The 19,784-nt window shown below is 66.9% G+C and carries 19 protein-coding genes; 8 read left to right on the forward strand and 11 right to left on the reverse strand.

Annotation, left to right across the window (positions count from 1 at the left end):
• Positions 1-147: 147 nt before the first annotated feature.
• From AQZ52_RS00865 to AQZ52_RS00875, 3 genes are all read left to right on the forward strand, one after another.
• Positions 148-1,965: an ABC transporter transmembrane domain-containing protein gene (locus AQZ52_RS00865; RefSeq protein ID WP_067906074.1), complete on the forward strand. Its 1,818-nt coding sequence runs from the start codon at positions 148-150 to the stop codon at positions 1,963-1,965.
• 84 nt (positions 1,966-2,049) lie between these two features.
• On the forward strand, positions 2,050-4,194 hold the full coding sequence (locus AQZ52_RS00870) for a M13 family metallopeptidase (RefSeq protein WP_067906075.1): 2,145 nt from the start codon (positions 2,050-2,052) through the stop codon (positions 4,192-4,194).
• 65 nt (positions 4,195-4,259) lie between these two features.
• Entirely contained in the window at positions 4,260-5,072 is an 813-nt protein-coding gene (locus tag AQZ52_RS00875; protein WP_067906076.1) for an undecaprenyl-diphosphate phosphatase, read from the forward strand.
• Here AQZ52_RS00875 and phhA read toward each other — a convergent pair.
• The gene (gene phhA / locus AQZ52_RS00880) at positions 5,069-6,007 is read right to left on the reverse strand and encodes a phenylalanine 4-monooxygenase (RefSeq protein WP_067906077.1); all 939 of its coding nucleotides are present in this window, start codon (positions 6,005-6,007) and stop codon (positions 5,069-5,071) included. The genes AQZ52_RS00875 and phhA overlap by 4 nt on opposite strands.
• Before the next feature lie 102 nt (positions 6,008-6,109).
• Between phhA and ppk2 the strand changes: the two genes are divergently transcribed.
• The 5 genes from ppk2 (at position 6,110) to ribA (ending at position 10,091) form a co-directional block, all read left to right on the forward strand.
• Positions 6,110-6,901 (forward strand): polyphosphate kinase 2, encoded by a 792-nt coding sequence (gene ppk2 / locus AQZ52_RS00885; protein ID WP_067906078.1) that lies wholly within the window; start codon positions 6,110-6,112, stop codon positions 6,899-6,901.
• 112 nt (positions 6,902-7,013) lie between these two features.
• The gene (gene rpmG, locus AQZ52_RS00890; RefSeq protein ID WP_054106051.1) at positions 7,014-7,181 is read left to right on the forward strand and encodes a 50S ribosomal protein L33; all 168 of its coding nucleotides are present in this window, start codon (positions 7,014-7,016) and stop codon (positions 7,179-7,181) included.
• A gap of 84 nt (positions 7,182-7,265) precedes the next feature.
• Positions 7,266-7,928 (forward strand): LolA family protein, encoded by a 663-nt coding sequence (locus AQZ52_RS00895; RefSeq protein ID WP_420806435.1) that lies wholly within the window; start codon positions 7,266-7,268, stop codon positions 7,926-7,928.
• A 295-nt stretch (positions 7,929-8,223) separates the two neighbouring features.
• A complete protein-coding gene (locus AQZ52_RS00900) occupies positions 8,224-9,027 on the forward strand; it encodes an exodeoxyribonuclease III (protein ID WP_067906080.1) in 804 nt (267 codons plus the stop codon).
• Complete coding sequence (ribA, locus tag AQZ52_RS00905) at positions 9,024-10,091, forward strand: GTP cyclohydrolase II (protein WP_067906081.1); 1,068 nt, start codon at positions 9,024-9,026, stop codon at positions 10,089-10,091. The genes AQZ52_RS00900 and ribA overlap by 4 nt, the downstream gene beginning before the upstream one ends.
• On the opposite strand, the gene AQZ52_RS00910 is transcribed toward ribA, so the two are convergent.
• From AQZ52_RS00910 to AQZ52_RS00955, 10 genes are all read right to left on the reverse strand, one after another.
• A complete protein-coding gene (locus tag AQZ52_RS00910; RefSeq protein WP_240481397.1) occupies positions 10,088-10,552 on the reverse strand; it encodes a DUF2721 domain-containing protein in 465 nt (154 codons plus the stop codon). The genes ribA and AQZ52_RS00910 overlap by 4 nt on opposite strands.
• Entirely contained in the window at positions 10,542-11,345 is an 804-nt protein-coding gene (locus AQZ52_RS00915) for a class I mannose-6-phosphate isomerase (protein WP_067906083.1), read from the reverse strand. Before AQZ52_RS00915 ends, AQZ52_RS00910 begins: the two co-directional genes overlap by 11 nt.
• Positions 11,342-12,382 carry a mannose-1-phosphate guanylyltransferase gene (locus tag AQZ52_RS00920; RefSeq protein WP_067906084.1) on the reverse strand — a complete coding sequence of 347 codons (1,041 nt, stop codon included), beginning with the start codon at positions 12,380-12,382 and terminating at the stop codon, positions 11,342-11,344. Before AQZ52_RS00920 ends, AQZ52_RS00915 begins: the two co-directional genes overlap by 4 nt.
• A gap of 223 nt (positions 12,383-12,605) precedes the next feature.
• Positions 12,606-13,373, reverse strand: a complete 768-nt coding sequence (locus tag AQZ52_RS00925) for a TonB family protein (RefSeq protein WP_067906085.1) — start codon at positions 13,371-13,373, stop codon at positions 12,606-12,608.
• A gap of 38 nt (positions 13,374-13,411) precedes the next feature.
• Positions 13,412-14,197, reverse strand: a complete 786-nt coding sequence (gene fdhD / locus AQZ52_RS00930; protein WP_067906086.1) for a formate dehydrogenase accessory sulfurtransferase FdhD — start codon at positions 14,195-14,197, stop codon at positions 13,412-13,414.
• Positions 14,187-14,411, reverse strand: coding sequence for a formate dehydrogenase subunit delta (locus AQZ52_RS00935; RefSeq protein WP_067906087.1), 225 nt, complete (start codon positions 14,409-14,411; stop codon positions 14,187-14,189). The genes fdhD and AQZ52_RS00935 overlap by 11 nt, the downstream gene beginning before the upstream one ends.
• A complete protein-coding gene (gene fdhF, locus AQZ52_RS00940; RefSeq protein WP_067906088.1) occupies positions 14,408-17,293 on the reverse strand; it encodes a formate dehydrogenase subunit alpha in 2,886 nt (961 codons plus the stop codon). Before fdhF ends, AQZ52_RS00935 begins: the two co-directional genes overlap by 4 nt.
• Positions 17,283-17,801 (reverse strand): molybdenum cofactor guanylyltransferase, encoded by a 519-nt coding sequence (gene mobA / locus AQZ52_RS00945; RefSeq protein WP_067906089.1) that lies wholly within the window; start codon positions 17,799-17,801, stop codon positions 17,283-17,285. Before mobA ends, fdhF begins: the two co-directional genes overlap by 11 nt.
• Complete coding sequence (locus tag AQZ52_RS00950; RefSeq protein ID WP_067906090.1) at positions 17,798-19,339, reverse strand: NADH-ubiquinone oxidoreductase-F iron-sulfur binding region domain-containing protein; 1,542 nt, start codon at positions 19,337-19,339, stop codon at positions 17,798-17,800. Before AQZ52_RS00950 ends, mobA begins: the two co-directional genes overlap by 4 nt.
• A complete protein-coding gene (locus AQZ52_RS00955; RefSeq protein ID WP_067906091.1) occupies positions 19,336-19,758 on the reverse strand; it encodes an NAD(P)H-dependent oxidoreductase subunit E in 423 nt (140 codons plus the stop codon). Before AQZ52_RS00955 ends, AQZ52_RS00950 begins: the two co-directional genes overlap by 4 nt.
• Between the last annotated feature and the right edge of the window lie 26 nt (positions 19,759-19,784).

The following is a 19,784-nucleotide window of genomic DNA, read 5'->3' on the forward strand; positions in this document are numbered from 1 at the left end:
TGTCTTGTTGCGGAGCCGTACGCGGCTTCGATTGGGCCCAGTGTGCCGTGATTTTGCACCTTGTGCAACGCACCATCGCTCCCATCCGGACAGGTTTGCCCTGCTGCCCCCTTTCAGCCCCTTCACGCATGGGCTAGGGCAAGCGCGATGGACGCAACACCCGAGAACACCGGCCCCGCAGCACCGGCTGCCGAAGCCGCACCTGCCCGGCCCGCACGCACGCTGAGCCCGCTCAGGATGCTGCTGCGCGAAGGCGCCAGCTATCCCGGCGAGGTGGCCATTGCGCTGACCGCGCTGCTGATCACCTCCGGCGCAACCATCGCGATCCCGGCCAGCTTCCGCTCGATCATCGACAGGGCGTTCGGCCACGGCGCCAATGCCGACACGATCAACGGCGCGTTCCGCTGGCTGCTGCTGGTTGTGCTGATCCTGGGCATCGGCACTGCGGTGCGGTTCTATTTCGTATCGTGGCTGGGCGAACGCGTCGTCGCCGACGTCCGGCTCAAGGTGCAGACCAACCTGCTGCGCATGCCGCCCAGCTTCTTCGAGAGCAACAGCCCGAAGGAAATCTCCTCGCGCATGACCGCCGACACCGCGATCATCGAACAGGTGGTGGGCACCACGGTTTCGATCGCGCTGAGGAACTCGATCACCGCGCTGGGAGGGATTGCCTACCTGTTCACGCTGGCCCCGGCGCTGACCGCGGGTCTGCTCGTCGGCATTCCGGTCGTCGTCGGGCCGATCGTGTTCTTCGGCTCGCGCCTGCGCCGTGCATCGCGATCGAGCCAGGACCGCGTGGCCGATATCGGCGTGCAGATCAGCGAAGTGCTGGGCGCGATGAAAGTGGTTCAGGCCTTCGGGCAGGAGAAGCGCGAATCCGCCCGCTTCGCCGAAGCCGTGGAGCGGACATTCGGCGCGGCCAAGCGGCGCATCCTGATCCGCGCGGCGATGACCGCGATCGTCATCTTCCTCGTCTTCGGCGGCATCGCGGTGCTGATGTGGCAGGGCGCGGCTGCGGTCGCCAATGGCTCGATCAGCGGCGGCACAATCGCCGCCTTCGTGCTGACCGGGGGCATCGTAGCGGGCGCGGTGGGCTCGCTCACCGAAGTCTACGGCGATCTGCTACGCGGCGCGGGGGCAGCCGGGCGGCTCAACGAACTGCTGCTCGAACAGCCCGAGATCACCGCACCGCCGCGCCCGCTGCACCTGCCGCAGCCGCCGCGCGGGCAGATCGCTTTCCAGAACGTCTCGTTCCGCTATCCCAGCCGCCCGGAAGTCGCCGCGCTCGAGGATTTCTCGCTGGCGGTGGAACCGGGCGAGACGGTCGCCATTGTCGGGCCCTCGGGGGCGGGCAAGTCGACGCTGTTCCTGCTCGCCGAGCGGTTCTACGATCCCCATGCCGGCACGGTCCGCATCGATGGCGTGCCGCTGCCGCAGGCGGACCCTGCCGAAGTGCGTGCGCGCATGGCGCTCGTGCCGCAGGACGGCGTGCTGTTTGCCGCCAGTGCGCGCGACAACCTGCGCTATGGCAACTGGGGCGCGAGCGACGCGCAGATCTGGGAGGCCGCCGAAGCCGCCAACGCCGCCACGTTCCTCAAAGAACTGCCGCAGGGCCTCGACACGTTCCTTGGCGAGGATGGCGCGCGGCTTTCGGGCGGGCAGCGCCAGCGCATCGCGATCGCGCGCGCGCTGCTGCGCGACGCGCCGATTCTGCTGCTCGACGAGGCGACCAGCGCGCTCGATGCAGAAAGCGAAAGGCTGGTTCAGGATGCGCTCGACCGGCTGATGAAGCAGCGCACCACGCTGGTGATCGCGCACCGCCTCGCCACGGTGCGCTCGGCGGACCGCATCATCGTGATGGACAAGGGCCGCATCGTCGAACAGGGCACCCACGCCGCGCTTTCGGCGCAGGACGGGCTCTATGCCCGCCTTGCCCGCCTGCAGTTCGACAGCATCGAGGCCTGATCGCGACCCCAAGCCCGCTGGACAAGCGCAGCGGGGTGACTACTTTTCGGCTGGCGCAATTTTCCTGACTGGACACCCCGACCCATGATGAAGCGATTTGCCGGCGCTTTTGCTGCCGCCTCCCTGTTCGCGCTTTCCGCCCCTTGCGCGCTGGCCGATGCGCCAGCCGCTCCGTCGTCGGGTCCCGGACTGATCGACGGCTACCGCGTACAGAGCTTCGGCGGATGGGGCTTCAACCCGGCCGATATCGACCCGGCGGTGAAGCCCGGCGACGATTTCTTCGCCTATGTGAACGGCAAGTGGGACCGCGCCGAAGTCATCCCGCCGCAATACCCCTTCAGCGGCAGCGCGCTCGGCCTGATCCTCGGCGCGGAGCAGGCGGTGAAGGAAATCGTCGAGGGGCTTGCGGCGCGCCCGCAAACGCCGGGCACGACCGGCCAGCGCATTGCCGACAGCTACCGCGCCTTCCTCGATACCGCCGCGATCGATGCCGCCGGGCTCGCGCCCGCCAAGCCGTGGCTTGACCGGATTCGCGGTGCGAAGACCCGCGCCGACATCGCCGCCCTGTTTGCCACACCGGGCTTCCCCTCGCCCGTGCCGTTCCAGGTAAGCATCGATCCGCAGCAGCCGGATGCCAACACGGTGTTCACTGGCATCGGCGGCCTCGGCCTGCCAGACCGCGACTATTATCTGGTCGACAGCGAGAGCAACCGCGCGATCCAGAGCAAGTACCGCGCCTACCTCACCTTCCTGCTCACCCGGGCGGGTTATGCCGATGCCGCGGCCATGGCGGACAGGGTCTATGCCTTCGAGCGCAAGATCGCGGTGGCGGACTGGGACAAGGCCGTCTCGCGCAATCCGCTGCTGACGACCAACCGGGTGTCGCGGGACGAGCTCATCGCCATGGGCGGCGCCTTCCCTGTAGCGCCGCTGCTCGAGGGCAGCGGGCTCGGCACTGTCGGCAGCGTGATCGTCGCGGAAATCCCGCCCAGCGCGACCAAGGCCGCCGAACTCGGCCTTGGGAAGGACGACCTTGCCAAGCTGGGAGGCGGCTTCCCAGCGCTGATCAGGCTGCTGGGCGAGGAGGACATCGCGGTGCTGCAGGCCTGGGGCGCAGCACATTTCCTCTCGGACTACGCATCGGTCCTGCCGAGCGACATCGATGCCGCGCGGTTCGATTTCTATGGGCGCACCCTGCAAGGCAAGGAGCGCGACCGCCAGCGCTGGCAGCGTGCGCTCTCCAACGTGCAGGCGCAGATGGGCGAGGCGATCGGCCAGGCCTATGTCGAGAAACACTTCCCGCCATCGAGCAAGACGGCGATGGTCAAGCTGGTCGGCAACTTGCGCGCCGCGCTCGCCGCGAACCTCAAGGACCTTGCGTGGATGACGCCCGCGACGCGGCTGGCGGCGCAGGCCAAGCTCGACCAGTTCACCGTGAAGATCGGCTATCCGGACAAGTTCAAGACCTATGACGGGATGGACATCCAGCCGGGCCAGCCGCTTGCCAATGCGATCGAATCCGGGCGCTGGCACTGGCAGGACATGCTGGACGAGCTGAAGAAGCCGGTCGACAAGGCCAAGTGGCTGATGACCCCGCAGACGGTCAACGCCTACTACATGCCGCCCGCCAACGAGATCGTGTTCCCGGCCGCCTATCTCCAGCCGCCCTATTTCAACCCGAACGCCGACGATGCGGTGAACTACGGCGCGGTCGGCGCCACCATCGGCCACGAGATCGGTCACGGGTTCGACGATGCCGGTTCGCGCTATGACGGCACCGGCACGCTGAAGGACTGGTGGACGGCGCAGGACCGCAAGACCTTCGATGCGCTGGGCGCCAAGCTCGCCGCGCAATACGATCAGCAGTGCCCGTTCGATGGCGGCAAGACCTGCCACAACGGCAAGCTGACGCTCGGCGAGAACATCGGCGACCTCGGCGGGCTCTCGATGGCGTACCAGGCCTACAAGCTCTCGCTGGGCGGCAAGCCCGCGCCGGTGTTGGACGGGCTGACCGGCGACCAGCGCTTCTTCCTGTCCTACGCGCAGGCATGGCGCTGGAAGTACCGCGAGGCCTTCGCCCGCCAGCTGCTCAAGACCGACCCGCATTCGCTGGCCGAAGCGCGGGTCAACGCGGTCGTGCGCAACTTCGACCCCTGGTACGCGGCCTTCAACGTCAAGCCGGGCGACCAGCTCTACCTTGCGCCGCAGGACCGCGTGCGGATCTGGTGAGATGACAAAACTTTAAGTCCGCCCGCGCTTGACTTGGCGCGGCGCGGCGGCGAGGCCATGCGCCCATGGACACGACGATCACCGCAATCCTCCTCGGCATTGTCGAAGGGCTCACCGAATTCATCCCGGTCTCCTCGACCGGGCACCTCATCCTCGCCTCGGAGCTGTTCGGCTATGACGCGAAGTCGTGGGAGGTGTTCAACGTGGTGATCCAGCTGCCGGCGGTGATGGCGGTGGTGGTGCTCTACTGGCGCACCTTCATGGACGTCGCCGTGGGTGCGCTGCGCGGATCGCGCGAATCGATCGCCTTCGTGCGCAATGTGCTGGCGGCGTTCATTCCGGCGGCGATCGTGGGCGTGCTGTTCAAGTCGCGGATCGATCTGCTGCTGGAAAATCCGGTCGTGGTCTGCGCGGCCCTGATCCTTGGCGGCTTTGCCATCATTGCGGTCGAACGGCTGGTCTCGCACCAGAACTACCGCCCGGTGGGCCAGATGCCGCTTGGCCAGGCGATCCGGATCGGGTTCATGCAGTGCATCGCGGTGATCCCGGGCGTCTCGCGCTCGGGCGCGACGATCATGGGCGCGCTGGTCATGGGCGAGAACCGCCGGACGGCGGCTGAGTTCAGCTTCTTCCTCGCGGTGCCGACCATGCTGGGCGCAACCGTTAAGCAGCTGTGGGACCACCGGCACGAGCTTTCGGCCGGCGCGGGCCCGGTCGGCATGAAGGAGATCGCCATCGGATCGGTCGTCTCGTTCGTCGTCTCGCTGATCGTGGTGAAGTTCTTTATCGGCTATGTCAGCAAGCGCGGCTTCACGCCGTTTGCCGTGTACCGGATCGTGCTCGGCGCGGCGGGCCTCGTCTGGCTGCTGTGGGTCTAATCCGCGCTCGCGCCTGAACGCCTGCCGCCGCGCAGGTGGTATTCCAGCGTGCCCCTGTGGAGCACGTCATCGACATCGATCACTGCACTGCCGGCGTAGGTAAACCCCGCACCCAGCCCGCGGTAGAGCCGGTCGAAATCGCGCTCCACGGTCTGGCGGTAGAGATCGGCGAAGCTCTCGATCACGAAGTAGGTCGGCTGGAGATCGTCGATCGCGTAATCGGTGCGCATCACCCGATCGACATGGAGCATGATCCGGTTGGGGGACTGGGCCTCCAGCGCGAAGACCGCCTCGGCCGGGCCGGAGAGGATGCCCGCGCCATAGGCCCGGAGCCCTGCGGCTTCCCGGATCAGCCCGAATTCGACCGTGTACCAATAGAGCGCGCCGAGCGCCTTCAGCCGGTTGTAGCGCATCGCCTTCCACCCGGCGCGGCCATATTCCTGCATGTAATCGGCGAATACCGGATCGGTGAGCATCGGCACATGGCCGAACACGTCGTGGAAGACGTCAGGCTCCTCGATGTAGTCGAACCGCTCGCGCGGGCGGATGAAGTTGCCGGCGGGAAAGCGGCGGTTGGCAAGGTGCCAGAAGAACACGTGATCGGGGATCAGCATCGGCACCGGCACCACGCTCCAGCCCGTGAGCGCGCCGAGTTCGGCGGAAAGCCGTGCGAAATCGGGGATGCCGCCGCGCCCCAGATCGAGCCGTTCCAGCCCTTTGAGGAACGCTGTGGCAGCGCGGCCGGGCAGCACATGCATCTGGCGCGCGAAGAGATCATCCCAGACACGGTGATCGTCTGCGGCGTAGTCGGTCTGGCGAGGCTCCAGCCAATCCTCGCCGACATGGGCGGGGCGCTGCAGCGGCGCGGTAAAGACGCCGGCCGGCAGTGCGGGGAGCCGCGTGAAATCGGCATCGAGTTCGCTGAGGCCTGACATGGTTTCAATTGCAACTTTTAGCAGGTCCGCCTGTCGGGTGCAATCGGTGGCGATTGCCAAAGCGGCGGGCGTGCGACAGTCTGCCTGGCCCGAACGGGAGGAATGCGCGTGAGCAAGGAAGAAATGGGCCGCAAGGACTACGAGGAAGCGCTGGAGGCGATGCAGGGCGACCTCACCGCGATGGCCGGCTGGGCCAGCCAGTGCGGCGCGCGAATTCTGGTGATCCTCGAAGGTCGCGACACGGCGGGCAAGACCGGGGCGATCAACGCGATTGCGCAGAAGCTCAATCCGCGCCAGGTGCGCACCGTGGCGCTGGGCACACCGACCGAGCGCGAAAAGACCCAGTGGTACTTCCAGCGCTACGTGCCGCATCTCCCCGCGGCTGGCGAGATCGTGCTGTTCGACCGCAGCTGGTACAACCGCGCCGGCGTCGAGAAGGTGATGGGCTTTGCCACCCCGGAACAGGTTTCGGCGTTCCTAGACGCGGCGCCCGGGTTCGAGCGGATGCTCGTCGATGACGGGCTGCTCCTGTTCAAATACTGGCTGACCTGCGATCAGGCGGAGCAGGAGGAGCGTTTTGCCGAGCGGCATGACGATCCGAGCAAGCGCTGGAAGATCTCGCCGATCGATCTGGCCGCGCGGAGCCGGTATCAGGACTATACCGATGCGCGCGAGGCGATGCTGCAGGCGACCCACACGAAACACGCGCCCTGGACCCTGGTGGACTTCAACGACCAGCGCCGGGGGCGGCTGACACTGGTGCGCGACCTTCTGGAGCGGCTGCCGGTGAAAAAGGTGGAGCAGACGGTGCCCGAACTGCCATCGCTGGCCGAACCGCTGGCGAAAGAGCACTTCGGCGTGCTCAAACCGCTACCGCCCTATCCGCGCGACTGATGACACGGCTTGACTTTTGCGTGATTCGCTCACAACGACCGGCCCCTGTCTGGCGGCGTGGCAACGCGCCGCCGTATCTGTTTTTGCGCGCACGAACTTTCAGGATAAAGCCATGGCCAAGCCCACTACCGTCAAGATCCGCCTGGTCTCGACCGCCGACACCGGCTTCTTCTATGTGACGAAGAAGAACCCGCGCAACACCACCGAGAAGATGGTGTTCCGCAAGTATGACCCGGTCGTGCGCAAGCATGTCGAGTTCAAGGAAGCCAAGATCAAGTAAGCAGGCCATGGCCCGGCGGCCGGACCTGCCTGCGGGTTCACGCCGGGTTCAATGCCTTTGGGCGATGGGCGAGGGATGACGATCATGCGCACCCCAGCCCGCCGGCTTCTCGCCATCCGCTCCGCCCTCGCCGCCGCGCTTTTTGCGTTGGCGGCGCCTGTCGTTTCGGCCTCCGCCGCGCCGGAAGCGCCCGCTCCTGCCGCCAATCCGCAGATCGAGCAGGCTGTCGCCGCATTGCGCGCGATCACTACGCTGCAGGCCGATTTTGCCCAGACCGACCGCAACGGCCAGCGCCTTTCCGGGGTCCTTACCCTGCAACGCCCCGGCAAGATCCGCTTCCAGTATCAGCCGGGCGTGCCGCTCCTCATCGTTTCCGATGGTTCGGCGCTGACCATGATCGACTACGAAGTGCGGCAGGTGCAGCGCTGGCCGATCCGCAACAGCCCGCTGGGCGCGCTGCTCGATCCGAACAAGGACGTGGCGCGCTACGCCACGCTCAACCCCACCGGCCATCCCGAAGTGATCAGTCTCGACGTGCGCGATCCGCGCCATCCCGAGTACGGCTCGATCACTATGATCCTGCTGAAGAAGCCTTCCGCGCCGGGCGGCTGGGAGCTCAACAGCTGGGTCGCGCTCGATTCGCAGAACCGGCGCACCACGATCCGGCTTTCGAATCAGCGCTATGGCGTGGCATTGCCTGCAAACATCTTCCGCTGGAACGATCCGCGCGGGATTGGCCGCAAGTAGGGCGCGGATTGTCGCAGCGGCAGCAAGCAAGCCGCCACCTTGCGACAATTTGCGTCGACTTTGGGCATTCCCTGACGGCTACGTTCATCCGCCAGCAAGCGGCGGGGTCCTAGAAGGAAGAGGTCAAGACGGACTCGACCGGGTTCGCCCCCCCTGTATCCCGGTCCCAACTCCCCCTCCGTCCTGACAGCGTGACGAACGCACAAGGAACCCTCGGACCACGCCCCCGGTCCGAGGGTTTTCCTTTTCGGGGCATGGCTTGCCGCTCCCGCTCAAGGTCCGTAAAGCGCGAAGCATGGCCTCCCCCACACTTTCCATCGCCACCTGGAACATCAACTCGGTGCGGCTGCGTATCGAGCAGGTCGCCCGCTTCCTGACCGAGCAGGCGCCCGATGTGCTGTGCCTGCAGGAGATCAAGACGGCAGAGGCCAGCTTTCCGCACGAGGTCTTCGAAGAGCTTGGCTATACCCACCGGGCTGTCCACGGCCAGAAGGGCTACCACGGCGTAGCAACCGTCAGCCGGGTGCCGATCCGCGAAATCGCCCGCCACGACTGGCAGGCCAATGGCGAGGCACGGCATGTGGGCGTGGAAGTGATGATGCCGGAAGGCGGGATCGTCCTTGAAAACGTCTACATCCCCGCAGGCGGCGACATCCCCGATCCGGAGGCCAACCCCAAGTTCGGCCAGAAGCTCGCGTTTCTGGGCCGCATGACGCAGTGGGCAAGCGCGATCGAGCGGCCGACGCTGATCGTGGGGGACTTCAACATCGCCCCGCTCGACTGCGACGTCTATGACCACAAGGCGCTGCTCAAGGTCGTCAGCCACACACCGCAGGAAGTGGCAGCGCTTGGCGCATTCGGCGCGGCACATGGCTGGGTGGACCTTGGCCGCAAGCATATCCCGGCACCCCAGCGCAACTATTCGTGGTGGTCCTATCGCTCCTACTGGCGCGACAAGGATCAGGGCCGGCGGCTCGACCACATGTGGGCCTCACCCGCGCTGGCGGCGCAGTCGGTCTCGCACCGCATCGTCGAGGAAACGCGGCGGTGGGACCAGCCCTCGGACCATGTCCCGCTGGTGACGGAGTTCGCGCTTTGAGCGGACGCGCGCGCGCGGTGGCCCTGGCGCTCGATGCGCTGCGCCACGGCTGGGCGATCCGGGTGACCGGCAAGGACGGCGCGCTTGATCTGCTGCCTGCCGAAACCGCCTTCGTGCAGCCCGGGCTCTATGCCGCCCGCCTGCTGATCAGCCACGCCCGTGCCGCCACGCTCAAGCTCGCCAACCAGCGCGACGCCGCCGCGCCGCACATGCCGGTGATGATCCACGGCGCGGAGCCCTTCTCGCTTCACGCGGCGCGCACGCTGGCCGATCCCGCGCTCGATCTGGCCGAGCCGATGCGCGGGCCCTTTCGCGCGGATGCCTGCCCCGCCCAGTCTGCAGCCGTGGCCGCGATGGAACTGGCGCGGCTGGCCGGCATCCTGCCTGCCTTCATGGTGGCAACGGGGGTGGAGCCGGCGGTCGATGTCACGCCTGCCGACCTCGCTGTGTTCAGGGACCCGCTGGAACTGACGATCCAGGCCCGCGCCCGCCTGCCGGTCGATGCCTGCGAGCATGCCGAAATCATCGCCTTCCGCGCGCGTGACGATCTGCGCGAGCATGTCGCGCTGGTGATCGGCACCCAGTCCGGCGACCGTGTGCCGCTGGTGCGGCTCCACAGCGAATGCCTGACGGGTGACGTGCTGGGCAGCCTCAAATGCGATTGCGGGCCGCAATTGGATGCGGCGCTGGCGCGTATGGCAGACGAGGCCAATGCGGGCGGTTGGGGCCTGCTGCTCTATCTCAGGCAGGAAGGCCGCGGCATCGGGCTCATCAACAAGCTGCGGGCCTATGAATTGCAGGATCAGGGCTTCGACACGGTAGATGCCAACGAGCGGCTCGGCCTGCCCAACGAAGCGCGCGACTTCCCGGTAGCGGCGCGAATGCTCGATCTGCTCGGCGTGCCGGCCGTGCGGCTGCTCACCAACAATCCGGCCAAGGTCGCGGCGCTCGAAGCCGTCGGCGTGACGGTCGGCGAGCGGGTGGCGCACCAGCTGCCGGCAAACCCGCACAATGCGCGCTATCTCGATACCAAGCGCGACCGGACAGGGCACCTGCTGCGCTAGAGATCACCGCGTTCGAGTTCGAGGAGTTCGGGCGGCAGGCGCAGCGCGCGGGCGGCAAGCCGGGTTTCAAGCAGGAGCAGGACCAGCGCCGCCATGAGGAGCGCGATGGCCGCGACAAAGGTGAGCGCGGTCACTACCCGCAGGTCCGCCCCTGCGAGTTCACTAAGGAACAGCGCCGCGACCGTGGTGCCGATGGCAAGGCCGCTGATCACCAGGCAGAGCAGGGCGCGGCCGATATGGGCGATGCGCTGGTCGATGATCCGCATTTCGACAACGACCACGTCATGCTCGCTGCCCTTGGTGCCGGCATGAAGTATCTGCAAGTGGCGCGAACGATCGACCATGCGCGCAAGGCGCGTGGTGAGGATGTTCATGATATTGCCGATCGCCACGAGCACGAAAACCGGTGCCAGCGCGAGCTGGATGGTCTGCGCGATCATCGCGGGATGTTCAGGCTGCACGGACGAGGATGCTCTGGCTATCGGGCGCGAAGGTGATGGCGGAGGCGGAAGGCGCGGCGGCGCATTCGCCCGGGCGCAGCACGGCACCGGCCAGTTCGACCTCGCCGCGGCGGGGCAGGACCAGCATCGGCCCATTGTATTCGGCGAGCAGCGCGGCATTGGGCACGCCTTCGACCCGGTGCGCGGTAAAATAGGGCCCACGCGCGAGTTCGATGGTGCCGGTGGGCGCAAGGTGGCGGTGGAGCGCTGGCGCATAGGGTTCACCGCGGGCGACGGCCATACCCTTTTCAAGATGAAGGGGGCGCGGGCGGCCATAGTCGTAGAGGCGGTAGGTGATATCGGAGTTCTGCTGGATCTCGATCAGGCTGACCCCGGCGCCAATGGCGTGAACGGTGCCCGCCGGAATGTAGAAGAAGTCACCCGCCTGCACCGGGTGCCAGACCAGCAGATCCTCGATGCTGCCATCGAGCGCGGCGGCGCGCATCGCGTCGGCCCTGATCGGTTCATGAAAGCCGATGCCAAGCGTGGCGCCGGGCTCGGCATCGATCACCAGCCAGCATTCCTCCTTGCCGGTATCGTATTCGCCAAGCTGCTTCGCCTGCGCGTCGTCTGGGTGGACCTGGACCGAGAGCTTCTGGCTGGTGAAGATGTACTTCACGAGAAGCGAAGGGACTTGCTCCACCGGTTCGAACCAGATTTCGCCGATCCGCTTGCCAAAAGGGGCGACGAAGGGTGCAGGCAGCTGATCCCGGCCCCACGGCTTTTCCACGGTGCGGATCTTGAGCGCGCTCACTGATTCACCGCGCCCGAGAGCTTGCCCACTTTCTGCGCGCCATCGCGGGTGCAAACGAGGACATTGCCCTCGTCGACCACGACGATCAGATCGCGCGCGCCGATGACCGAGACATGGGGACCATCACTATCGACAAGGACATGCGTGCAATCGACGAGTTCGGCAGGCCCACGCACCGCATTGCCAGCTTCGTCCTGATCAAGCGCATCGTGGAGCGCCTGCCAGTTGCCGATATCGGACCACGCCATCGTGGCGGGCACCATGGCGGCGCGGGACGTGTTTTCCATGACCGCGTAATCGACCGATTCGCCCTCGATCAGCGCGAAGGTGGCAGCATCGGGGTGGAAACGGGTGCCATCTTCGGAGCCGGCCGCGACGGAGGCACGCACGGCTTCGGCCAATGCGGGACGGTGCGCGGCCAGTTCATCGAGGAACGTCCCGGCACGGAAGGCGAAAATGCCGCCGTTCCAAGCATAGCCGCCATCGGCAAGGAAGCCGATCGCGCGCTGGAGATCCGGCTTTTCGACGAACTGGGCCACCGCAAAGCCGCCGCTGCCGGAAATGGCATCGCCGCGCTTCAAGTAGCCAAAGCCGGTCTCCGGCGCTGTGGCGGCAATGCCGAAAGAAACGAGCCAGCCCTGCCGCGCCAGCGCGGCGGCTTCGCGCGCGGCGGCCTGGAAGGCAGCGACATCGCCGATGTGGTGATCGCTGGGGCAGACCAGCATGACCGCATCTTCGGGCAGGCGCAGCGCGGCGAGCGCGATGGCGGCGGCGGTGTTCTTGCCCTCGGGCTCGACGATCACCGTGCTGCGGGCAGGATCCGGCAACTGCGATTCGACATGATCCAGATGGGCCGCGCCGGTGACGACGATAGGCGCCCCGAAGCCGGCCTCGGCCGGGCAGCGCAGCACGGTGGCCTCAAACAGCGTGGTATCGCCCACCAGCGGCAGGAACGGCTTGGGGCAGGCCTTGCGCGAGCGCGGCCAGAGGCGTGTGCCGCTGCCGCCACACAGAACTACGGGAATGATCGTGTCCATCGGGTTCCTGCGTCGTAGGGTCTTCGACCGGGCCATTCTTGGCGGGAGGCCTAACTATCGCAATAGCCTGACTCTTTGGCACTGCAATGTTGCAGTGCATCGTTTACGGCGCAATCCATCGCGTTTGCTACCCGAATTCGGAGATATTCGGACAGTCGGCGCAGTATCTGGCGGGACGGATGCCTGCATTGCCATCACACAAGCTGCCGGGATCCCGCTGCCATCAATGCGACTTGCGTCTGTCGGTAACGAAAAAGCTCTGCCGCCAGCCGTACTGGGATTCGACGGGATTGCCGGCCCGGTCTGTCGCCGGATGGAAGCGGAAGCGTTCGGTCGCCAACCGGCAGGTGATGGCATCCGCTTCAGGATCGGGGCTCGGCAGATAAACGCGGCAGCCGTGAACGCGGCCATCGGCTCCGACCGTGAAGGCAATGGTCACGCTGCTTCCGATCCGGAGATTGCTTGTCCTTGCCGGATAATCACGTGTCGCGGTGATATCGCCGGCAATCTGCACCGCGCGGCTGGCACCAGAGCCCGCGCCATCGCCTTGGCCGCCGCTGCCCGTGCCGGAACCGGCCGAACCGCCACCGGTGCCGGCACCTGCGCTTGCGGAGCCCGACTTCGTGGCATCTCCCGTTGAAGCGGCGGGCGCGGCGGTCATCGCCTTGTTCGGGATCTTCGCGGGCGCGGCGACCACAGGCTTGGGCTTGGCGGACGTGGCGGCAGCGCCTTCGGCACCGGCAGCCTTGGGCGTCGGGACGGGGCTGGCCGGTGGAGGCGGGGGCGGGGGCGGCGGCGGATCGAGCGGGACGGAATAGGCGGCGGTGGCGGCTTCCTGGATCATCGTGATCGCGCCGCCGGCCAGACCAGTGAAGATCGCAAAGCCGAGCCCCGCGTGGAGAAGCGCAACCGCCAGCAGAAGCCAGCCGCGCGTGCGGCGGCTGAGCGCAGGGCGATCGGCAAAGCGCGTGCTGGCGGGCGCGGTTGTCACCCGCAGGTGTCTAGAGCATCCGGGCGGAAACCGGAATCCTAACCGGCGAGGAAGCTGTCATCCCGCGCCAGCGAGACGAGGCGCAGGCCATGCGCCGCGGCCTGCTGCGCGGCGAGCGTGGAGGCGGCGGAGATCGTCACCAGCAGCGGGCATCCCGCGATCACGGCCTTCTGCACCAGTTCAAAGCTGCAGCGGGCGGTGAGGACGATGAAGCCCTCCCCTGCCCCCAGCCCGGCATGGCCCATCGCGCCGAGCAGCTTGTCGAGCGCATTGTGGCGACCGACATCCTCGCGCACCAGCAGGACCTCGCCCGAGGGCGCGCAGAAGGCGGCAGCATGGACCGCGCGGGTGGCGCGGCCCAGCGGCTGGAGATCGGGCAAGGCGGCAACGGCGCGGAAAATGGCGGCATCATCCACATCGAGCCGCGCGGCAACCGGCGACAGTGGACGCAGCACCTGTTCGAGGCTTTCGATGCCGCAGAGGCCGCAGCTGCCCTCGGCAAGGCGCAGGCGGGCGCGCTCCATCAGCGGCGCGGCATCATCGGCAGCGAGCTGGATCCGCAGCATCCAGCCGCCTGCGGGGACTTCGCTCGCCTCGGCGGAGAGGAGCTGCGGCGGCGAGGCTATCAGTTGTTCGGAGAGGCTGAAGCCAAGGGCGTAATCCGGAAGGTCCGCCGGAGTGGCCATCATTACCGCATAGCCGAGGCCATTGATCTCGATTGCAACGGGCGCCTCGATGGCGAGGAGCCGCTCGCGCATGGCAGGCGCGCGGCCATCGGCGAAGTGTTCGGCGAAGGTATGCGGGATGGCAGCTTCAGCTGGCATGCGCGGCGAGCCGGTCCAGCGCCGCGCGGGCGACCGGATCGAGCGCTGCACCTTCCGGCCCATCCAGCACGGCGAACACGTCTGCCTTCATCCGCGGCGACCAGAAGGCGTGGATGTGATCCGCGATCATGGATACGGGGTCTGGATCATGCGTCACGTGCCGCGCGATCTGGTTGGCCATGTAAACCAGCTTTTCGGTGGTGTGCGCGCTCATTCCGCCGGCTCCATCGCACCTTCATGGCCCTTGATCCGACGCGAACGCGCGGCCTGCGCCTCGTACTCCTCCTGCCAGTCGGTCGGGCCGTTCGAAGGTGTGATCTGCACCGCCGTCACCTTGTACTCGGGGCAGTTGGTCGCCCAGTCCGAATAGTCGGTGGTGACGACGTTGGCCTGCGTCGCGGGGTGGTGGAACGTGGTGTAGACGACGCCCGGCGCGACGCGGTCGGTCACGGTGGCGCGCAGCGTCGTCTCGCCCGAGCGGCTGGCGAGGCGCACCCAGTCGCCCGACTTTATACCCCGGTTTTCCGCGTCGGTCGGGTGGATTTCGAGGAGGTCTTCCTCATGCCACACTACGTTTGCCGTGCGACGGGTCTGCGCGCCGACATTGTACTGGCTGAGGATGCGGCCCGTGGTGAGCAGCAGCGGAAAGCGCGGGCCGGTGCGCTCGTCGGTCGGCACGTAATCCGTCACCACGAACTTGCCCTTGCCGCGCACGAAGCCATCGATGTGCATGATCGGGCTGCCATCGGGGGCGGCCTCATTGACCGGCCATTGCAGCGAGCCTTCGGCATCGAGCCGCGCGAAGCTGACGCCCGCGAAGGTGGGCGTGAGGCGGGCGATCTCGTCCATGATCTCGCGCGGATGGGTATAGGCCCAATCGAGGCCCATTGCTTGCGCAAGAAGCTGGGTAATCTGCCAGTCCTCGTAGCCATTCTTGGGCTCCATCACCTTGCGCACGGGCTGGATGCGGCGTTCGGCATTGGTGAAGGTGCCGTTCTTTTCAAGGAAGGTGGAGCCCGGCAGGAACACGTGCGCGTAGTTCGCGGTCTCGTTAAGAAACAGATCCTGCACGATCACGCATTCCATCGCTGCGAGGCCGGCGGCGACATGCTTGGTATCGGGGTCCGACTGGAGGATATCCTCGCCCTGGATATAGATCGCCTTGAACAGGCCATCGGTCGCGGCATCGAGCATGTTGGGGATGCGCAGGCCCGGCTCGGGATCGATCCTGACGCCCCATTCCGCCTCGAACAGCGCGCGCGCGCCGGCATCCGAGACGTGGCGATAACCCGAAAGCTCGTGCGGGAAGCTGCCCATGTCGCAGGCGCCCTGCACGTTGTTCTGGCCGCGCAGCGGGTTCACGCCGACGCCGCGGCGGCCGATGTTGCCCGTCGCCATCGCAAGGTTGGCGATGGCCATGACGGTTGACGAACCCTGGCTGTGCTCGGTGACGCCGAGGCCATAGTAGATCGCACCGTTCCCTCCGGTGGCGAAGAGCCGGGCGGCGCCGCGCAGGTCGGCTGCGGGAACGCCGGTGACGGGTTCGAGGAATTCGGGGCTGTTGCGATCAAGGGAGACGAACTCGGCCCAGTGGCGATATTCTTCCCAGTCGCAGCGCTCACGCACGAAGGCTTCATCGGCGAGGCCTTCGGTGACGATCACGTGGGCCAGCGCGGTCAGCACCGCGACATTGGTGCCGGGGCGCAGCGGCAGGTGATAGTCGGCGCTGATGTGGGGGCTGCGGACAAGATCGGTGCGGCGCGGATCGATCACGATGAGCTTCGCGCCCTGACGGAGGCGGCGCTTCATGCGGCTCGCGAAAACGGGGTGCCCGTCGGTGGGGTTCGCACCGATCACGAGGATCACGTCGCTGTCCTCGACTGAATCGAAATCCTGCGTGCCCGCCGAGGTGCCGAACGTGGTCTTGAGGCCGTAGCCCGTCGGCGAGTGGCAGACACGCGCGCAGGTATCGACATTATTGGTGCCAAAGCCGGCGCGGATCAGCTTCTGGACGAGGAAGGTCTCCTCGTTGGTGCAGCGGCTGGAGGTGATACCGCCGAGCGCGTTGCGGCCATACTTGGCGGAAATGCGCTTCAGTTCGCTGGCGGTGTGGGCAATCGCTTCTTCCCAGCTGACTTCCTGCCAGGGCTCGTCGATCGACGAACGGATCATCGGCGAGAGAATGCGCTCCTGATGCTGGGCATAGCCCCAGGCGAAGCGGCCCTTGACGCAGGAGTGGCCGCGATTGGCCTTGCCGTCCTTCCACGGCACCATGCGCACGACGTCTTCGCCGCGCGTCTCTGCACGAAAAGTGCAGCCGACGCCGCAATAGGCGCAGGTGGTGACGACGGCGCGTTCGGGCTTGCCGATTTCCTTGACCGCCTTTTCCTGCAGCGTCGCCGTGGGGCAGGCCTGCACGCAGGCGCCGCAAGATACACACTCGGAACTGAGGAAGCTGTCGGACGTCAGGCCTGCGCTGACCTTGCTGTCGAAGCCCCGGCTCTCGATGGTGAGCGCCAGCGTTCCCTGCACCTCGTCGCAGGCGCGCACGCAGCGCGAGCAGACGATGCACTTCGACGGGTCAAAATCGAAGTAGGGGTTCGAGATGTCCATCGGCTGGGCGAGGTTGTTCGCGCCCTCATAGCCATAGCGCACATCGCGCAGACCGACGGCGGCGGCCTGATCCTGCAGCTCACAATCGTTGTTGGCGCTGCAGGTGAGGCAATCGAGCGGGTGATCGGAGATATAGAGCTCCATTACCCCGCGCCGCAGCTTCTCGAGCTTCTTGGTCTGGGTGTGGACCTTCATGCCTTCGGAGACCAGCGTGGTGCAGCTCGCCGGGGTGCCGCGCATCCCGTCGATCTCGACGAGGCAGAGGCGGCACGAGCCGAACTGCTTGACGCTGTCCGTCGCGCAGAGCTTCGGGATCGAGCCGCCCGAGAGCGCCGCAGCACGCATCACGGTGGTGCCCGGCGCGACCGAGACTTCGCGCCCGTCGATGATCACCGTGACCGAGGCCGCGCCCGCGCGTTCGGCCGGCGAGGGCGGCGTGCCGAAATCGGGCTGGGGGCGATAGGTTTCGCGTTCAGAGTCCATCGATGTGCTCCTGCGCGGACGCAAGGTCTTCGCGCGTATTGATATTGGCGGTTTTCGTGGGAAGGGTCACGGGACGCGCGCCGATCATTTCGGCAAAGGCGCGCATCGAATGTTTGGCGTCGGTGGCGAGAAAGACATCGAGCGCGGGCGCGGCGGAGGCGGGCCAGAGGCCGATCACAGGCTGGTCCGCGACATAGGCCGGCGCGGGGGAGAGGTCGGTGCGGGTCTGCGGCGCGAGTCCGGCGCAATCGACGCCGCACGTGAGAACCTCGCTGTAGCCGCGGCTTGCGGCGTGATGGAGCGCGGCATTGATGCCGCCGAGCGGGCCCATGCCGGGGCGCGGGCGATCGTGAACCTCACCCCGGCCCACCACGATCACGCTGTCGCACTGCGCTTCCAGCGACGCGATGGCCCGCGCAAGCAGCGTCTGCCCGCCAAGCGCGGCCAGCGCCTTGTCGCTGCCGAAGCGCGAGGACTGGCCGCCTGCGAGGACCGCGCCGAGGATCACTCCGCCGCTTCCTGATCCGGCACATCCACGCCGAAATCCTCCGGCCAGTGCTTGAGAGCCGAAAGCACCGGGTAGGGCGTGAAGCCGCCCAAGGCGCAGAGCGATCCGAACTTCATCGTCTCGCACAAGTCTTCGAGTAGTTCGATCTCATCGCCCAAAGTGCGCGGTGCCTTGCGGGCGTTGTGCATCTGGGGGAGCGTCTCGACCCTGTCTGCCGCGCGGCCCGAGCGGGCGCGGATGCGGTCGATCAGTTCGACGCCGCGCGTGGAGCCGATGCGGCAGGGGGTGCACTTGCCGCAGGATTCGGCGGCGCAGAAGCTCATCGCGAAGCGGGCCTGCGCGCTCATGTCCGCCGTTTCGTCGAACACCGTCAGCCCCGCGTGGCCGATCAGGCCGTCGGCGGCGGCGAAGGCTTCGTAATCGAAGGGCAGGTGGAAATCGGCGGGCGGGTGATAGGCGCCCAAGGGCCCGCCAACCTGCACCGCACGGACCGGACGGCCCGAGGCGGTTCCGCCGCCGATCTCGTTGACCAATTCGCCCAGCGTAACGCCGAAGCCGACTTCGAACAGGCCGCCGTGCTTGATGTTGCCCGCGAGCTGAATCGGCATCGTGCCGCGCGACCGGCCGAAGCCGACGTCTGCGTAGGCCTGGCCGCCGTTCGACAGAATCCACGGCACCGCCGCCAGCGTAAGCACGTTGTTGACCACGGTCGGCTTGCCGAACAGGCCTTCGAGCGCGGGGAGCGGCGGCTTGGCGCGCACTTCGCCGCGCTTGCCTTCAAGGCTGTTGAGCAGCGAGGTTTCCTCGCCGCAGACATAGGCCCCTGCGCCGACGCGCACTTCGACCTCGAACGGGGCAATGTGCGGCACGGCGAGCGCGATGGCTGCGTTCAGCTTGGCGATGGCATGCGGGTATTCGCTGCGGACGTAGACATAACCCTTGCCCGCGCCGACCGCGTGACCGGCAATCGCCATGCCTTCGATCAGCATGAAGGGATCGCCTTCCATCACCATGCGGTCGGCAAACGTCGCGCTGTCGCCCTCGTCGGCGTTGCAGACGATGTACTTCACCGGGCCTGCCGCCTTGGCGACGGTGGTCCACTTGATGCCCGCCGGGAAGCCCGCGCCGCCGCGCCCGCGCAGACCGGACTGGGTGACTTCGGCGATAGTGGCTTCGGGGCCGAGTTCACGCGCGCGCTTGAGGCCGGCCCAGCCGCCGGTCGCGGCGTAATCTTCAAGGCTGAGGGGCCGCGTCTTGCCGGCGCGGGCGAAGGTGAAGCGCTGCTGGCGGGCGATGAAGGGGTGTTCGGCAATCGCGCCGATGGCCTTGTCGCTGGTCCCGGCGAGGACTTCGGCCACGTCGTCAGGGCTTAGCGGACCGAAGCCGGTGCCATCAATGTCGGCGAGCGGCTCCAGCCAGTGCATGCCCCAGGAGGAGACACGCTCCACGGTGCAGCCGGCCTGCACGAAAGCAGCGGCGACAGCATCAGCGCCGCAGGCGAGCGCGGCGGCGTCATCGGAAATGCGCACCACGGTCATGCCAGGCTCTCCACCAGTGCGCCAAGCCGGGCGGCATCAAGCCGGCCATGGACTTCATGGCCGATCATGGCGGCAGGGCCGACACTGCATAGGCCGAGGCAGTAGACCGTCTCCACCTTCACGCGCGGGTTTTCCGGCAGTGCGGCGGCGAGCGCTTCGACACCGCGTGCCTGGCAGCTTTCGGCGCGGCAGAGCTTGAGCACCGGGCGCGCCTCAGGTTCGTCGCGGAAATCGTGGTAGAAGCTGACGACGCCGTGAACCTCGGCCCGTGTCAGGTTAAGCGCCTGCGCTATGCGGCGGATGGCAGGTTCAGAAACATGGCCGAACGCGGCTTGCACATCGTGCAGGATCGGCAGCAGCGCACCTTCGCGGCCGGCATGTACGGCAAGAATGCCATCGAGATCGTCGTGGTCTGTCATGGAAAAAAGCCTTGGGAAATCGGCGC

Source organism: Novosphingobium fuchskuhlense (assembly GCF_001519075.1).
GTDB classification, from domain to species: Bacteria; Pseudomonadota; Alphaproteobacteria; order Sphingomonadales; family Sphingomonadaceae; genus Novosphingobium; species Novosphingobium fuchskuhlense.

Bases quoted from the DNA above. Each gene is read 5' to 3' on its own strand.
- AQZ52_RS00865 (WP_067906074.1), top strand. From the start codon at position 148: ATGGACGCAACACCCGAGAACACCGGCCCCGCAGCACCGGCTGCCGAA.
- AQZ52_RS00870 (WP_067906075.1), top strand. From the start codon at position 2,050: ATGATGAAGCGATTTGCCGGCGCTTTTGCTGCCGCCTCCCTGTTCGCG.
- AQZ52_RS00875 (WP_067906076.1), top strand. From the start codon at position 4,260: ATGGACACGACGATCACCGCAATCCTCCTCGGCATTGTCGAAGGGCTC.
- phhA (WP_067906077.1), bottom strand. From the start codon at position 6,007: ATGTCAGGCCTCAGCGAACTCGATGCCGATTTCACGCGGCTCCCCGCA.
- ppk2 (WP_067906078.1), top strand. From the start codon at position 6,110: ATGCGCGTGAGCAAGGAAGAAATGGGCCGCAAGGACTACGAGGAAGCG.
- rpmG (WP_054106051.1), top strand. From the start codon at position 7,014: ATGGCCAAGCCCACTACCGTCAAGATCCGCCTGGTCTCGACCGCCGAC.
- AQZ52_RS00895 (WP_420806435.1), top strand. From the start codon at position 7,266: ATGCGCACCCCAGCCCGCCGGCTTCTCGCCATCCGCTCCGCCCTCGCC.
- AQZ52_RS00900 (WP_067906080.1), top strand. From the start codon at position 8,224: ATGGCCTCCCCCACACTTTCCATCGCCACCTGGAACATCAACTCGGTG.
- AQZ52_RS00920 (WP_067906084.1), bottom strand. From the start codon at position 12,382: ATGGACACGATCATTCCCGTAGTTCTGTGTGGCGGCAGCGGCACACGC.
- fdhD (WP_067906086.1), bottom strand. From the start codon at position 14,197: ATGCCAGCTGAAGCTGCCATCCCGCATACCTTCGCCGAACACTTCGCC.
- AQZ52_RS00935 (WP_067906087.1), bottom strand. From the start codon at position 14,411: ATGAGCGCGCACACCACCGAAAAGCTGGTTTACATGGCCAACCAGATC.
- fdhF (WP_067906088.1), bottom strand. From the start codon at position 17,293: ATGGACTCTGAACGCGAAACCTATCGCCCCCAGCCCGATTTCGGCACG.
- AQZ52_RS00950 (WP_067906090.1), bottom strand. From the start codon at position 19,339: ATGACCGTGGTGCGCATTTCCGATGACGCCGCCGCGCTCGCCTGCGGC.
- AQZ52_RS00955 (WP_067906091.1), bottom strand. From the start codon at position 19,758: ATGACAGACCACGACGATCTCGATGGCATTCTTGCCGTACATGCCGGC.